Raw genomic sequence first — 14,050 nt, 5'->3', positions numbered from 1 at the left:
CATGGCCAGAAAGAAAAAAGAAGAAGCCTGTCCACCGCTGGCACTCTGGCTTATCACCTTTTCGGACCTGATGACCCTGCTGCTCACTTTTTTCGTGCTGCTGCTGACCATGGCGTCCATGGACAATGCCATTCTGACCACCGTGACCCTGACGACAGCCGACCTTGGTCTCCTCGACAAACGCGGGTCAGGACAAATTTCGGTCAAGGAACGCATGGTGGTTGATCTCATGGAAAAACCCTGGGAAGTGCTGGACAAGAAGGATCGTATCAAAGACCTGCTGTTCCCGGATGACACGTTGCCCGAAGAGATTGAAAAAAACGATCTCGATGCCAATCTTGACATTCTGGCCAAATCGGACGGCGTGGCCCTGGTTTTCACGGACGATATCCTTTTTTCTCCGGGGACAAGCACCCTCTCTTCAAAAGGGCAGTTCATCATCTCGAAGCTGGTTCCCATGTTGACGCATACCGAGGCTCCCATCAATGTGGCCGGATATACCGATACCAGCGACACCACCCAAACCCCACTGCAACTCTCGGGAGACCGCGCCTTGACCGTCCTCACGTACCTTGTTGAACAAGGAGTCCCGAACAAACGATTTTCCCTGTCTGCCTACGGCGGCAATTTCCCGGTTCTGGATGAACGAGGCCTTCCAATCAACTCCGCCAAGAACCGACGTGTGGAAATCGAACTCAAGACAGCCCGGCCCATCGGCGGCTATCAGTAGTCTAAACTTTGTCTGGAAAGATGGACCATTTGGCGATATAGAAATAACACAACACGAAAAGAAAGGTGGCCGATATGGCTGATGAAGAAATCTCGAAAGATGCAGGGAAAAAGAAGGGTGGCAAACTCAAATGGATCATCATCCTCGTGGTGCTGATCGCATTGGGTGTGGGGGCGTACTTTGCCTACACCATGTTTTTTGCCTCGTCTGATACGACATCGACCGCCAGTGAAAACGCACCCCAATCCCAAGCGCCTCTGGAAGATCTTGAGGGACAACTCGTTCCGTTGCCCACATTTCTGGTCAATCTGGCTGATCCATTGGGACGGCGGTATCTCAAACTCGGCATAGAAGTGGAAGTCCGCGATGCCGATGCACAGACCGCCCTGACCAAGTATGAAGCCAAGGTCAAAGACACCTTGCTGCTGCTCCTTTCGAGCAAGACGTATGAAGGACTTTCAACCATGAAAGCCAAGGTCGAACTCAAACAGGAAATAGCAGACAGGCTCAATCAGATTCTCGGGAACGGCAGTGTACTCAGGGTCTACATCACGGAAATGGTCATTCAGTAGCACGCTTTTTGCATTTCTCAATCGGGACCGTCGTTTTTTTGGATGCGCCACACTGGTTAACCCCTTTTTCACGAGGTAAGTGATATGTCTGAAGACCAAGATAAACTCGCACAGGAATGGGCCGACGCCCTGCTGGATGGAGACGATACCTCCATCGAGTCCAATCCGCTTGACGGACTGGATACTGTCACAGACCCATCAAATGCCGCCAGCGCAGAAGTTGGCCAGGACGATGAAGCATTGGCCGATGAATGGGCGGCGGCATTGGCCGAAACCGAACAGGAAGAAGTCAGGCACGAGAAAGAACAGGCTTTTCTTTCCACGCAGACCCATGACTACGCGCTCAAGGACATGCGAGCAGATGCCAAGGCCGGACACACTTCGGGCAAACGGGATCTGGATTTCATTCTGGACATCCCGCTTGAAGTCTCCGCAGAATTAGGGCGGACCAAACTGCTTATCAATGAGTTACTCCAGCTCGGTCAGGGTTCAGTGGTCGAACTGAATAAATTGGCTGGCGAACCGCTTGAAATATATGTCAACGGCAAATTGGTCGCCCGGGGCGAAGCCGTGGTCATCAACGAAAAATTCGGCATCCGTCTGACAGACATCATCAGTCCGATCGAACGAGTGAAACAACTTGGCTAATCCAATTGGAACAGCAACAGTGGCCCAACCAATGGCCCTTCCCGCGGTGGATTCCGGCGCAACCCTGCTGACCACTGCCGGATATCTCTTTCTGTTGCTCGGTGTCATTTTTCTGGCGTATTACCTGCTCAAACGTTTCGGAGTGCCTACGGCCTTCATGGCAGGACAAAACGGTCCACGCCTCATCAGCCGACTGATGCTCGGCAATCGCCAGTCCGTGGCGGTCGTCCGATATCGCAACAAGGACCTCTTGCTCGGCGTGACAGAGAACACCATCTCCCTGCTCGGGGAAGAAGACGCCGACGACACACAGGAGCCAGTCACTCCCAAGACAAATTTTGCCTCATTCTTGAAAAGGGCCAAACAATGAGATGCGGCAGCCGTCATACGCTTATCGCCCTCCTGATCGTTCTGGCAGGCGTTCTGATCCCGGCCCTGGCCTGTGCTCAGTCACCAACCATTCCCAAGCTGACGATGGAACTGGCCGCCGGACAGGCCGATCCTCAGGAAGTGTCCACGCTCCTCGAAATTCTGTTCCTGCTGACCATTCTTTCCATGGCACCAGCCATCCTGCTGACCATGACGTCATTCACCCGTATCATCATCGTTTTTCACTTCATTCGTCAGGCCATGGGCACCCAGCAGATGCCCCCGAACCAGATTTTGGCAGGGTTGGCAATCTTCATGACCATGGTCATCATGATGCCTGTGGGCAAGGCGATCAATAACACGGCCCTCCAGCCGTACATGAATGAACAAATCAACTTTACCGAAGCCCTGGACCGAGCACAGATTCCCATCCGCGAATTCATGTTCAAACACACTCGCGAAAAGGACTTGTCCATCTTCTATTCCATCACCAAGGAAGACCGGCCCCAAACCAAGGAAGACGTCAACACCCTGATGCTGACCGCCGCATATTCCATTTCAGAACTGAAGACTGGATTTACCATCGGCTTCCTGATCTATATTCCGTTCCTCATTCTGGATATGGTGGTCGCCTCCATTCTCCTCGCCATGGGAATGATGATGCTGCCGCCTGTCATGATCTCCTTACCTTTCAAGATTTTGCTGTTTATCCTCATTGACGGCTGGAACCTGCTCGTAGGATCTCTGGTCAACACGTTCCAGTGACGGAACACCCAAATTTTCCCAGGGAGTAGTGCGTCGAATGACCCCGGAATTCGTGGTCGGTTTTGCCCGACAAGCCATTGAGATGACCCTCATCATTTCTTTGCCCATGCTGGGAATCGGCATGGTAGTCGGCATTATCATTTCCATTCTCCAGGCCGCCACCCAGATTCAGGAAATGACATTGACCATGGTTCCCAAAATCGTGGCCATCTTTCTCGCGCTCCTCATCGCCTTTCCATGGATCATGGACAAGATGATGTCTTATACGATCAATCTCTTTCTTAACCTCCCGAATTATATCAAATAATTATTTTCAAGACTCGCTCTCAAGAAGTCCGACCTGTTCATCCCGACCGAAATTCGCTGCACTTCAGGACCAATTTTCCTCTTCACTCTCGTGCCTTTTGAAAGGCTCTGTCACAAGAACGGACCACCTTCCCACTCAGTGTTCACTCTGTACTGTCCGACACGATTCCACCACGGATAACCATCCAGATTCATTTTATTTCCCGAATCAATAATCCGTACTCTGCGCGTTAAAAAATTTTGTCAGCATTCCCGGCATTCCACACAAAGTTTAAATTATTGTACCTGCTCTCCTCTTCATCTCGACTGACAGGCAACAGCGTAAATCTTTCAACCTCTTGATATACAAGCATTTTAAAACTATTTTTCGTATCTGGAAAAGTTTGGCACGTCACATGCTACATAGAAAGCATCTTCCTTTTTTGCACTGAGAAAAAACAAGCCTCCATACGGAGGCTTTTCTCATTTCAAGGGGCACGATCCCGTCGAGTTGTTGAAAAAGGAAATGTTATTCGAACAAGCGCCAATAGGCTTCCACGATCGTGTCCAATCGACCTTCATCATATATGTCAGTAAACGCCCGTTCAACGATTTCGACGACGGCATCAGAAGTTTGCTGGCCAAAGGCCATATAAAAATCCTCTTGAAAAAGCGGCACTCTGGGCACCCAGTAATCGACAGGGCGGCCCGAATGTTTCAACCAATAGGCCAAAGACAGGGCATCGCCGGTTGTCAGGTCAATTCGGGCCACATCAGGTGATGATTTCAATTCATTTTGCTGTTCACAATTCACAGGGAACAGGTTGACGCCTTCCCGAAAGCCCCGAGACAAAAGGAAATGGTGCGTGGATGTTTCACGAGTCACGCCAATTCGGTATTTCCGGGCCTCGTCCAGACTGGTCAGGGTAATATCCGTGCGATACTTCGGGCTGAAAAGATACATTTCCACCGACAAGCCCTGAATCTTGATCCATTTGAAGTGTTCGGCTCGCTTCGGCATTTTGAAAATAGGATAAATCAGGACATTTTTTTGCGTGCGGGCCATGTCATATGCCCGTGCCCACGGGTACACATCCAACGAATAGGCCAAACCGGCTCGGTCAAGCGTGGCCCGAACAATTTCCGTCACCACACCGCTCGTTTTTCCATCACAGCTCTGCGTATACGGTGGCCATTCCTCAGTGACGACATGGAGACGTTCACTCAAAGCAGAGACAGGTTGAAACAGGACAAGAACAACAACGAACAGACAGCACCGCAGAATCATCTTCTCCCCTCTTCCAATGGTGGCAAAGTGTCCACAAGGTATTCCTTTTTTTAGCCTACACAAAGAATATCAGAATAGGCAACACCTGAGAGGAAAAGACAAAAAAAAGCCGGCTGGGATGTTCCCAACCGGCTCACAATCAATTCGGACTTGTGTCTATTTTTCGTACACCGCACCACGAGAGGCCGATGTCACCAGTTTGGCATACCGGCGCAGGAAAGGTGATTTCACCTCTTTGGTCACGGGCGTATGATTTTTTCGCCGTTCTTCCAATTCCGTCTCGCTGACCAACAGTTTGATTGCCCGGGCCGGGATATCAATCTCGATACGATCACCATTACGGATCAATCCGCATGGACCGCCAGCGGCCGCTTCCGGGGAAATATGACCAATGGCCGCCCCTCGAGTCCCGCCGGAGAACCGGCCATCCGTCAGCAAAGCCACGGATTCGCCCAATCCCATGCCGGAAATGGCCGAGGTCGGCGTGAGCATTTCCCGCATTCCCGGACCGCCTTTCGGTCCTTCATACAGAATCACCACGACATCACCCGACACAATATGTCCACCAAGAATCGCTTCAACAGCATCTTCTTCACAGGTGTACACTTTGGCGGTCCCTGAACTCTGCATCATTTCAGGAGCAACTGCGGACTGTTTCACACAGCACCCTTCCGGAGCGATATTCCCGTACAGAATGGCAATACCACCTTCTTCGGCATACGGATTATCAATCGAACGGACCACGGTATTATTCGTGACCTTGGCATCCAGATCCTTGAGATTTTCACCCAATGTCTTGCCAGTGACGGTCATGACATCCAGATTCAACAGATCGCGTTTGACCAATTCGGACATGACACCCGGGATACCACCCGACTCGTTCAAGTCCTCCATGTAATGCGGCCCCGCCGGAGACAATTTGCACAGATTTGGCGTTTTCTTGCTGATCTCATTGAACATTTCGAGACTCAAATCCAGTCCGGCCTCGGCAAACAATGCGGGCAGATGCAATGTGGTATTGGTAGAACATCCCAAGGCCATATCCATGGTCACTGCATTATGGACCGCTTTTTCCGTTACGATATCACGTGGACGGATATCCCGTTCCAGCATCTCCATGACCTGCATTCCTGCCTGTTTGGCCAAACGGACACGAGCCGACATGACTGCGGGAATAGTTCCATTCCCCGGCAAAGCCAGGCCAATGGATTCGGACAGACAGTTCATGGAATTGGCCGTGAACATGCCCGCACACGACCCGCAGGTCGGACACGCGGATTGTTCAAATTCAACCAGTTCTTCCTCGGTCATCGATCCGGTCTTGACCCGACCAACACCTTCAAAAACATTGATGAGATCAGCCGTTTTCTTGCGTCCGGCCAGCATGGGACCGCCCGAAACGACAACTGCCGGAATATTCAATCGGAGAATGGCCATGAGCATTCCCGGAACAATCTTGTCACAGTTGGGAATACAGACAATGGCGTCAAACGGATGGGCCGTCGCCATGATCTCCACAGAATCAGCGATGATCTCACGACTCGGCAGGGACATGCGCATACCTTCATGGTTCATCGCCAACCCATCACACACACCAATGGCCGGGAATTCCATGGGGGTGCCACCCGCCAACATAATGCCCCTTTTCACGGCCTCGGTAATGGTATCTAGATGGACATGACCGGGAATAATTTCATTGGCAGCGTTACAAACGCCAATCAACGGCCTGTCCATTTCTTCCTTGGACATCCCGGTCGCGTACAACAGCGAACGGTGCGGTGCCTTTTCTAATCCACCAGTCATTTTCTTACTACGCATGTACTACTCCTCTCTATAAAATTCGGACAATCAGTTCACACCGGATTGGAACCCGCTGTCAATCATTTTGCCACCAACAACACCTTTGTATTGCCTCCTCCCTCCGGGGGGCACCTTCGGTGAGACCAGCCCTGCCGGGGGCCGCCTTCAGCGAGACCAGGGCTTTGCCCTGGACCCACCAGAGAACCTTTTGGAAAAGGTTCTCTGGACTCTCCAAAACTTTTTATCGCTCGCTTCGCTCGAGGCTGTCGGCAGCGGAAGTCTGTACGATTTTTGGAAAAAACGTTGTTAAAAATTGTATTTTTTACAACGTTTGTTGAGAGGTCTCAAAATGATTCTTTTCTCTAAAGGCTTCTTAATTCTTCCCCCAAGGCCTCTTTTCTCCCTCTTGTTTCTTCAATCCCACTCAATGGATAACAGATGCCCTCGCCGAAGGCGCGATAAAAAGTTCTGGAAGGAAGTCCAAAGGGAAACCTCTTCCAAGAGGTTCCCCTCTGGCCGCCGGAGGCACTCCACACCCCATACGACAGCCGTGCCCACATGCGGACGTACACACCTGCCGAAGGCACATAAAAAGTTTAGGAAAAAAGAGGAGATGGGGGTCTGGGGAAAGAGGAAAAAAAAGCCCTTTTCAAAGGGTTTTTCTCTCCTCTTCCCCCAGTCGCCGGAGGCAGTTCTTCTACCCCAAATAGGCCATTGGATCGCGCGCGGGCTTGGCTTCGCCTTTGATATAGCCCCAATCGACAAGACGTTGATAGGCGTGCCCGGCCTGATCGCCTTGCCGGACCTGTTGCAGGAACTGATAATATTCCCGGGCGGCTTCTTCACGATTACCCAAACCTTCCTGACTGTACCCCTTGAAAAACTTCGTATACGGATTGCCGGGCATGGCCTTGTCGTAGGATTCGAAACTGTCATACGCCTTGGCATATTGTTTGGACTGCACCAACAACACCCCGCTGAGCTGACTGGCCTGCGCTTCATCCGGGTATACCCGCTTGGCTTCCATGGCATAGGGCAAAGCGTCGTCATATTTTTTCTGCGCCATCTGCATTTTCGCCATCAACAAGAGCCCGGTGTAATCATGCGGAACTTTCTTCAAAGCCGACTCAATTTTCTCTTCGGCTTCACCATACTTCTTTTGGCCTCCGAGCTTTTCCGCATCCTGCAATTCCCTGATCGCCGGACCGATCTTGCGCAATTCCACGGTATTATCCATATATCGTTCGCGATAGATGGCATACTCCCCGGCCCCCATGTATTTGTTCGCAGCCTGTTTCCGCGCCGTGGCCAACCGTTCGGCACTCATGGGGTGGGTGGCAAACATGATTTCGACCGCGCTGGGTTGCCGGTCGTGCTGCTCGTTCAACATTTCCATCAAGCCGATCATACCATCCGGATTATATGCTGCACGGGTCATGTATTCCATACCGAGACCATCCGCCTGCCGTTCGTCATCACGACTGTAGGACGCCAGCAACAATCCCGCACCAAGGCCGCCGAGACCACCGGCTAACGATCCCCAGGTTCCGCCGTACACCGCACCAACAGCCGCACCGCCAACACCAGCCAACGTACCGATCACTGTCTGAGAACTCATGCGAGACGCCGTGTGCCGAGCATTGACGTGACCGATCTCATGGCCGAGCAACGCGGACAATTCAGCCTCGTTGTCGATTTCGAGCATGATCCCGCGCGTGCAGGCAATGGTCCCGCCCGGAAAGGCGTAGGCATTGACATAGTTGGCGTTGACCACCCGATATGAATACGGCATCTGTGGCCGATGCGAGGTGTTTGAAAGAGAGGTCCCCACACCGCTGACATAGTCATTCAAGGCGCTGTCTTGTGTCGCACCGTAATCATTGGATAACTGTTGCGGAGACGCCTTCTTATCCATTTCAATTTCCTGCGCTTCACTGACAAGCATGAATTGACTTTCGCCGGTCACCGGATTTTTAGCGCACCCGCCAAAGGCCAGAGCAAGGGCGGTCATTCCTCCCGCTTTCATGAAATTTCGACGATTCAAATGGCTGAAATCTTCCAGACGTTGCATGCTGTTCTCCCGTGCTTGCCACACAATACCGCAAAAAAGAGCCACAATTCAAGTCCGCAACAGCACCTGAATCTTGCTGAAAGCACGCTGATCCCGTACCGTGGTGAACATATGAAACAATTTTCGCTCCTGATTATGGTCACAGGCCTGCTCATTCTGGTGGGAATCGGCCTCCGTGTGCCCAACCCGATCTTCTGGGAAAGCCTTGAAGTCACGGTGACGGCATACAATTCCACGCCCAACCAAACCGACGGAACCCCATTCATGGCGGCTTGGGGAAACAGGCTCACCCCGGGCATAAAAAGCGTGGCAGTCTCCCGCGACCTCCTCGACCTTGGTTTGGGTAACGGCAAAGAGCTGTATATCACGGGATTCGATGGTCCCTATGTGGTCCTTGATAAAATGAATAAACGCTTCAAACGAAGAATCGATCTGTATTTCGGAATGGATGTCAAAAAAGCACAGAAATTCGGGAAACGAACGGCAACGATTTACTGGCGATGAGAAACGCACTGGACTCAGCCCGAAAAAAGGGCACGCCTCCACCCGGACACGTCTTTTCCCTCACCGGACAGAACCTCTACGCCCAGCTCACACGTCTTTGTCATGCACGGCGGCACACACCATTCGGACACTCTCTTCAACGGAGTGACCAGCGGTATCAATGACAATGCGTGGAGCAGCCCATGGATGATACTCCCGATCCAGCACCTCCGACCATGTGGGTAACGAAAACCCCGGGATATCCGACACACGCCCCTCGACGCGACGGCGATGTTCGTCTGTGTCAGAACACACCACTTCGATATTGATGAACGCGGCACCGGATGCCAAGGCCACATCCTGCCATTCATCCCGGGTCAACTGGATCGGGTTGCATGAATCAGCCACAACAGACATGCCAAGCCGCAAATTGTCTGCCGCGATTCGATACGACAGGCGATACCCTTCACCCTCGACCGCCACATCACACAACTCTCCGAGGGCGTGCTCGACCGTATCAATCCGCAAGTAGACAGCGTGCATTTCCGAAGCGAGCTTCTGAGCCAATGTGGATTTTCCGGAACCCGGCAAACCCGAGAGAATATACAATCGAGGTCCATTCATGGTCACGACACGTCTTGTTACTTTTTTTGCTGGTGCGTCATGCAGGCACTATGAACAGTGCATAATTCGAAAAGCCCCATGAATCAATCATGCTTTCGAGAAAAACGCTTCGAAAAAGCCATAAGAAAAGCCCCCCGATTCAATCGAGGGGCTTGAGACACGAATTCAATTATCCCCGGCAGGGACAAACAACCGATTTGCTCAAATTCTTTTTCTTGATTTTCCCGGTACACGTATGGGGGAAATCATCAACCACCTCAAAAAATGAGGGGACCTTGAAGCTCGCCAAATGCTCCGAACAAAAATCATCCAACTCTTGGATGCTCAGTTCCTGCCCCGGATAAAACTTGACGTATGCCTTGACGGCCTGATCCCTGATTGGATCGGGAACACCAATAACGGCGGCTTCTTCAATGGCCTCATGAGAAGTCAAAACATTTTCAACCTCACTGGCCGAGATATTCTCACCAGCTCGTTTAATCAGATTGGCCCCTCTGTCCACAAAATACAGCCACCCCTCCTCATCAAGAAAGCCCTTGTCCCCGGTATGCATCCAATCATCTTCATCATACAGTTTATTGGTCTGCTCTTCATTCTTGTAGTACCCGGAAATAAGCGTCTTCCCTCGTTCTCCCTTGATACAGATCTCTCCAATTTCAAGGGTGGGAACAGGCTGATTCCGGTCATCGACAATCCGAAGCTGAAATGGATCATAAATCTTGCCGACTGACGGCCAATTGGCTTCGCCGTTCTTGAAATCAGCGACATTGCACACAACCGTCTCGGTCATGCCGTAGCAATTGAACAACGGCACATTGAACCGCTCTTCAAAAGCGTTCTTTTCTTCTGTAGACAGACACAGGGAAAAATAGGCACGACGGACATGATGGTCTTTTTCTTCAGCAACTTTCGGCTGCAACATCGTGGTCCGAACAATCATGGGAATCATTTCGATCAGGGTCGCATCATGGCGACGAATCTTCTCCCAAAAAGAGCTCGCACTATATCGTTCCTGGACAATGATAGTCGCTTTTTGGGTAATGGTCGGCAAAATGGCAATTGCCTGCCAATCGATATGAAAACAGGGGAAAACCGTAAAAAACCGGTCATCATGCTGCAACCCTATCTGCTCGGCATGAAACTGCCCGGCAAAAACAAGGTTGTAATGATTGAAAATTGCCCCTTTGGGGGATGATGTTGTTCCCGAGGTGAAAAGGATTTCAGCCGGATCATCAGAAAAGACGGCCCGTTTTTCCTTCAGCTCGGTCGGTTGACGCTCTATACATTCTGCAAAGTTCAGATAGCCTTCCAAAGGTGCATCCGAACGAGTCAGAATTTTCGTCACCGAGGCAAAGAATGCATCTTCATAAAGAGACACAAAATCAGACTCTGTCAGCAAACACTGCACATCACACTGATCGAGGATAAAACGACATTCTCTCTGTGTGTAATTACAGTTCAGCGGCACCATGACAGCGCCTATTCTCAGCAAGGCAAACCAGATGACCAAAAATTCTGGCGAGCTATGCATATGGACGGCGACTTTGTCACCTTTCCGAATATTGAGATCAATAAAAAAATTCGAGGCCCTCATTATGTTTTGATACAGTTCACCATAGGTAAATTGGGATGTCTGGCCATCTTTGGATTCATAGACGATACATACTTTGTCCTCATCCTTCACCAAGCAATCATCCCACAGTGCGTTGATGCTTTCATGACATATTTGCGAGTTCATTATCCCACCCAATACATTGTTAACATTTTGCAACATTCAACGAAAAAAGGCACTGTAAAAAACAGGTTTAACCATACAGAGATAGGCCTGAATCTCGATGGTTAAACCTGTATTTTATCCGTTTATTTCAACTTTTCGATAAGCATGGGAAGGATCTGATAGACATCGCCAACCAGTCCCAAATCGCAGGAAGCGAAGATGGGAGCGCGCTCGTCCTTGTTGATCGCGATAATCTTTTTCGCCTGGTTGATACCGACCATGTGCTGGACCTGTCCGGAGATACACAGGGAAACAATCATCTCAGGTTTCAAGATAATGCCGGTCACACCGATGTACACGGATTTCGGCAACCAGCCGTTATTTTCGGCAACAGGCCTGGAACAACCAAGTTCTGCTCCCAGCAGGCTTGCCAATTCACGGCACATTTCAACGTCTTTTTCCTCTTTGAAGCCACGGCCCATATCAACGACTTTCTTGGCGATGGCGATATTTGAGGACACACCCTCTTTGGGCTGTGTTTCAATTTTCTTGATTTTCACGTCAGAAGCAGCGCTTCCAGCTTCAACGGCAGCGTCGCCGGATGCCTGTCCTTCACTGACCTCGAACACACCAGCATTACAGGTCACAACAGCTGTTTGAGCGGTTGCTTTCTGTGTTCTGAAAGCGGCACCACCATAGACCATTCTTTTGGTGCCTTCTTCGGTCAGTTCGGTCACACCGGCAATGACGCATGTGTCCAGATACGCGCCGATCTTACCAGCCAGCAGGCGTCCACGAGTGGTGTTGCTCAGCAAGACCATCTCGGGGCTTGCGGCCTGGACCATGTCGGCAATCACACGGGCGTTGTCTTCAATGATACCTGATTCGGGAGCCTGGAAATGATAAATCTTTTCCGGACCATAGGAAGCGGCAACAGACTGAAGCTGCTCATCAAAAATAACCGTGGAAAATTTGGAACCCAATGTGGAAGCCCCGCAGGACAATTCCTTGAGGTTCGCCTCGGTATCGGCAATTATAAAAACATTTGTATATGACATAATAATCTCCGTCTGAATTTAGAGTTTCTTCAAGTTTCGTGTACTTTTCAGCACACACACTCAAAAAAGTACTGCACTGAAGCCAGTTCAGCTTCACCTCGCCAGCAAAACTGGCAAGCGTAACGCATGGTGCTTGCGAACAATGAAAAGCTTTTAGCTATTCAGGAACTGAATAAGGGCATCAACCATTTCTTCAGTTTCGCCTTTCAGGACTTTCAACTGTCTGTCCTTCTGGACCGGAGCCAAATCGCTCACAACTTCACTGTATTCTGTGAGTGAGGAGATATCGGCGGAAAGTTCATTCACCGGTTTTTTACCAGCGGCCATGATGTCTCTCATTCCGGGAATGGTGGGGGTATTGATCTCGGACGTCACGGAAAGCACTGCCGGTACGGGCAATTCGAGGACTTCGACCTCGTTCTCCAGCATACGCTCGACCTTGAGTCCGGCTCCGCCTTCTTCGATGGCGTTGACTTCATTCAGGACAGGCATATCGAGCAGGGCACCGACCTGGTTGCCTGTTTGCTGCGAGTAGATATCCGAGGACCCTGTACCGAACAGCAGCAGATCAAAGGACCCCATCTCTTTCAGGGCCTCGACGATCGCTTTTGCGGTCATGAGGGAATCATCCAATTTCTGGTCAGTGACAACGATGTTCAGCTCATCAGCACCACGCGAAAGGATGTCCTTGCGGATTTTCGTCTTGGAAAGAGCGTCGCCGCCGATGGTCAAGACTTTCAGCGAACCACCTGTCTGCTTTGCCAACTGCTTGCCAGCTTCCACGGCATTCAGATCGTACTGACCGATTTTCCACTGGACCTTATCGAAAGACAGCTCATTATTGGGCAAAGTCACAATATCTTGTTCCTCTGGGACCACTTTTATACAAGCAATAATATCCATCGTATTCTCCTTAACCTATTGAGGGTTTATATTCATGCATCTGAACTTCCGCGAACATCATTCCGAGCGACTGCACTCAAAAAAGACGTTGGCTATACATCGAAAAAATCAAATGCAGCACATTGTGGGGTTGGGCTTTGAATGCTGTGTATGAGACAGTATATGCTCCGATACATCATGGCCGATCATTGGCACATGTACATTTCAATGCTCATCGCTTCACATTGCACAGAAATTCCGTGCGGTGTCTTTAGTCGTCTGTCCGAGCCAGGCAAACAGCATCGCCGACAGCAACAGTTTCGCCATTCTGATTGACGCATTTTGTATCAATAAAAAGCCTATTTCTGTCTGTCTTGATTTCCTTGACTGTCCCTGTTGCTGTAATTGTATCGCCAGCAAAAACCGGGGCGGTGTATTTTATGCTCAATTTCGCATCAATCCCACCACTGACAAGCTCGGACAACATTCCGGAAATCATGCAATCGAGGTACACACCGTGGGCAATGCATTTGCCGTAAATGGTGGTTTTGGCGTATTCGGGATCAGTATGAATCGGGTCATGGTCATCAATGACATCGGCAAAAGCGGCCAACTTCTCGGCGGTGATGTCCTTTGTGATGCTTGCACTGTCATTGACCTTGAATTCTTCAATGGTTTTTCCCAGTTCTTCTGACATGTCGTATTCCTTCTTTTTATGATTGAGATCTTCACAGTTCACATGCTGTTACACACCCATG

At 50.4% G+C, this 14,050-nt stretch carries 15 protein-coding genes; 7 read left to right on the top strand and 8 right to left on the bottom strand.

Going from position 1 to position 14,050, the window contains the following annotated elements; translation table 11 throughout:
- The first annotated feature begins 1 nt into the window (after position 1).
- The 6 genes from GO013_RS05200 (at position 2) to fliQ (ending at position 3,391) form a co-directional block, all read left to right on the top strand.
- Entirely contained in the window at positions 2-730 is a 729-nt protein-coding gene (locus tag GO013_RS05200) for an OmpA family protein (protein ID WP_163809001.1), read from the top strand.
- 74 nt (positions 731-804) lie between these two features.
- A complete protein-coding gene (locus tag GO013_RS05195) occupies positions 805-1,302 on the top strand; it encodes a flagellar basal body-associated FliL family protein (RefSeq protein ID WP_163809000.1) in 498 nt (165 codons plus the stop codon).
- 84 nt (positions 1,303-1,386) lie between these two features.
- Positions 1,387-1,950 carry a flagellar motor switch protein FliN gene (gene fliN / locus GO013_RS05190; RefSeq protein ID WP_163808999.1) on the top strand — a complete coding sequence of 188 codons (564 nt, stop codon included), beginning with the start codon at positions 1,387-1,389 and terminating at the stop codon, positions 1,948-1,950.
- Positions 1,943-2,320, top strand: a complete 378-nt coding sequence (gene fliO, locus GO013_RS05185; protein ID WP_239057753.1) for a flagellar biosynthetic protein FliO — start codon at positions 1,943-1,945, stop codon at positions 2,318-2,320. The genes fliN and fliO overlap by 8 nt, the downstream gene beginning before the upstream one ends.
- Entirely contained in the window at positions 2,317-3,084 is a 768-nt protein-coding gene (fliP, locus tag GO013_RS05180) for a flagellar type III secretion system pore protein FliP (protein WP_163808998.1), read from the top strand. The genes fliO and fliP overlap by 4 nt, the downstream gene beginning before the upstream one ends.
- Before the next feature lie 37 nt (positions 3,085-3,121).
- On the top strand, positions 3,122-3,391 hold the full coding sequence (gene fliQ / locus GO013_RS05175; RefSeq protein WP_163808997.1) for a flagellar biosynthesis protein FliQ: 270 nt from the start codon (positions 3,122-3,124) through the stop codon (positions 3,389-3,391).
- Between the two features lie 507 nt (positions 3,392-3,898).
- On the opposite strand, the gene GO013_RS05170 is transcribed toward fliQ, so the two are convergent.
- From GO013_RS05170 to GO013_RS05160, 3 genes are all read right to left on the bottom strand, one after another.
- The gene (locus tag GO013_RS05170; RefSeq protein ID WP_163808996.1) at positions 3,899-4,657 is read right to left on the bottom strand and encodes a transporter substrate-binding domain-containing protein; all 759 of its coding nucleotides are present in this window, start codon (positions 4,655-4,657) and stop codon (positions 3,899-3,901) included.
- Between the two features lie 156 nt (positions 4,658-4,813).
- Complete coding sequence (gene ilvD, locus GO013_RS05165; RefSeq protein ID WP_163808995.1) at positions 4,814-6,475, bottom strand: dihydroxy-acid dehydratase; 1,662 nt, start codon at positions 6,473-6,475, stop codon at positions 4,814-4,816.
- A 679-nt stretch (positions 6,476-7,154) separates the two neighbouring features.
- Positions 7,155-8,528, bottom strand: coding sequence for a M48 family metalloprotease (locus GO013_RS05160; RefSeq protein WP_163808994.1), 1,374 nt, complete (start codon positions 8,526-8,528; stop codon positions 7,155-7,157).
- Between the two features lie 111 nt (positions 8,529-8,639).
- Between GO013_RS05160 and GO013_RS05155 the strand changes: the two genes are divergently transcribed.
- A complete protein-coding gene (locus GO013_RS05155; RefSeq protein ID WP_163808993.1) occupies positions 8,640-9,032 on the top strand; it encodes a 3D domain-containing protein in 393 nt (130 codons plus the stop codon).
- 87 nt (positions 9,033-9,119) lie between these two features.
- Here GO013_RS05155 and GO013_RS05150 read toward each other — a convergent pair whose 3' ends face one another.
- The 5 genes from GO013_RS05150 to GO013_RS05130 form a co-directional block, all read right to left on the bottom strand.
- Positions 9,120-9,635 (bottom strand): AAA family ATPase, encoded by a 516-nt coding sequence (locus GO013_RS05150; protein WP_203529401.1) that lies wholly within the window; start codon positions 9,633-9,635, stop codon positions 9,120-9,122.
- Positions 9,636-9,804: 169 nt separating this feature from the next.
- Positions 9,805-11,373, bottom strand: a complete 1,569-nt coding sequence (locus GO013_RS05145) for an AMP-binding protein (RefSeq protein WP_163808991.1) — start codon at positions 11,371-11,373, stop codon at positions 9,805-9,807.
- A gap of 122 nt (positions 11,374-11,495) precedes the next feature.
- A complete protein-coding gene (locus GO013_RS05140; protein ID WP_163808990.1) occupies positions 11,496-12,410 on the bottom strand; it encodes an electron transfer flavoprotein subunit alpha/FixB family protein in 915 nt (304 codons plus the stop codon).
- A 153-nt stretch (positions 12,411-12,563) separates the two neighbouring features.
- Positions 12,564-13,313: a putative electron transfer flavoprotein FixA gene (gene fixA, locus GO013_RS05135; protein ID WP_163808989.1), complete on the bottom strand. Its 750-nt coding sequence runs from the start codon at positions 13,311-13,313 to the stop codon at positions 12,564-12,566.
- A 250-nt stretch (positions 13,314-13,563) separates the two neighbouring features.
- Complete coding sequence (locus GO013_RS05130) at positions 13,564-13,989, bottom strand: MaoC family dehydratase (protein ID WP_163808988.1); 426 nt, start codon at positions 13,987-13,989, stop codon at positions 13,564-13,566.
- Positions 13,990-14,050: the final 61 nt, after the last annotated feature.

The sequence above is a fragment of the Pseudodesulfovibrio sp. JC047 genome, assembly GCF_010468615.1.
Taxonomy (GTDB): domain Bacteria; phylum Desulfobacterota; class Desulfovibrionia; order Desulfovibrionales; family Desulfovibrionaceae; genus Pseudodesulfovibrio.
This window is presented reverse-complemented; position numbering and strand designations above follow the sequence as displayed.

Bases quoted from the DNA above. Each gene is read 5' to 3' on its own strand.
- GO013_RS05200 (WP_163809001.1), top strand. From the start codon at position 2: ATGGCCAGAAAGAAAAAAGAAGAAGCCTGTCCACCGCTGGCACTCTGG.
- GO013_RS05195 (WP_163809000.1), top strand. From the start codon at position 805: ATGGCTGATGAAGAAATCTCGAAAGATGCAGGGAAAAAGAAGGGTGGC.
- fliN (WP_163808999.1), top strand. From the start codon at position 1,387: ATGTCTGAAGACCAAGATAAACTCGCACAGGAATGGGCCGACGCCCTG.
- fliP (WP_163808998.1), top strand. From the start codon at position 2,317: ATGAGATGCGGCAGCCGTCATACGCTTATCGCCCTCCTGATCGTTCTG.
- fliQ (WP_163808997.1), top strand. From the start codon at position 3,122: ATGACCCCGGAATTCGTGGTCGGTTTTGCCCGACAAGCCATTGAGATG.
- GO013_RS05170 (WP_163808996.1), bottom strand. From the start codon at position 4,657: ATGATTCTGCGGTGCTGTCTGTTCGTTGTTGTTCTTGTCCTGTTTCAA.
- ilvD (WP_163808995.1), bottom strand. From the start codon at position 6,475: ATGCGTAGTAAGAAAATGACTGGTGGATTAGAAAAGGCACCGCACCGT.
- GO013_RS05160 (WP_163808994.1), bottom strand. From the start codon at position 8,528: ATGCAACGTCTGGAAGATTTCAGCCATTTGAATCGTCGAAATTTCATG.
- GO013_RS05155 (WP_163808993.1), top strand. From the start codon at position 8,640: ATGAAACAATTTTCGCTCCTGATTATGGTCACAGGCCTGCTCATTCTG.
- GO013_RS05150 (WP_203529401.1), bottom strand. From the start codon at position 9,635: ATGAATGGACCTCGATTGTATATTCTCTCGGGTTTGCCGGGTTCCGGA.
- GO013_RS05145 (WP_163808991.1), bottom strand. From the start codon at position 11,373: ATGAACTCGCAAATATGTCATGAAAGCATCAACGCACTGTGGGATGAT.
- GO013_RS05140 (WP_163808990.1), bottom strand. From the start codon at position 12,410: ATGTCATATACAAATGTTTTTATAATTGCCGATACCGAGGCGAACCTC.
- fixA (WP_163808989.1), bottom strand. From the start codon at position 13,313: ATGGATATTATTGCTTGTATAAAAGTGGTCCCAGAGGAACAAGATATT.
- GO013_RS05130 (WP_163808988.1), bottom strand. From the start codon at position 13,989: ATGTCAGAAGAACTGGGAAAAACCATTGAAGAATTCAAGGTCAATGAC.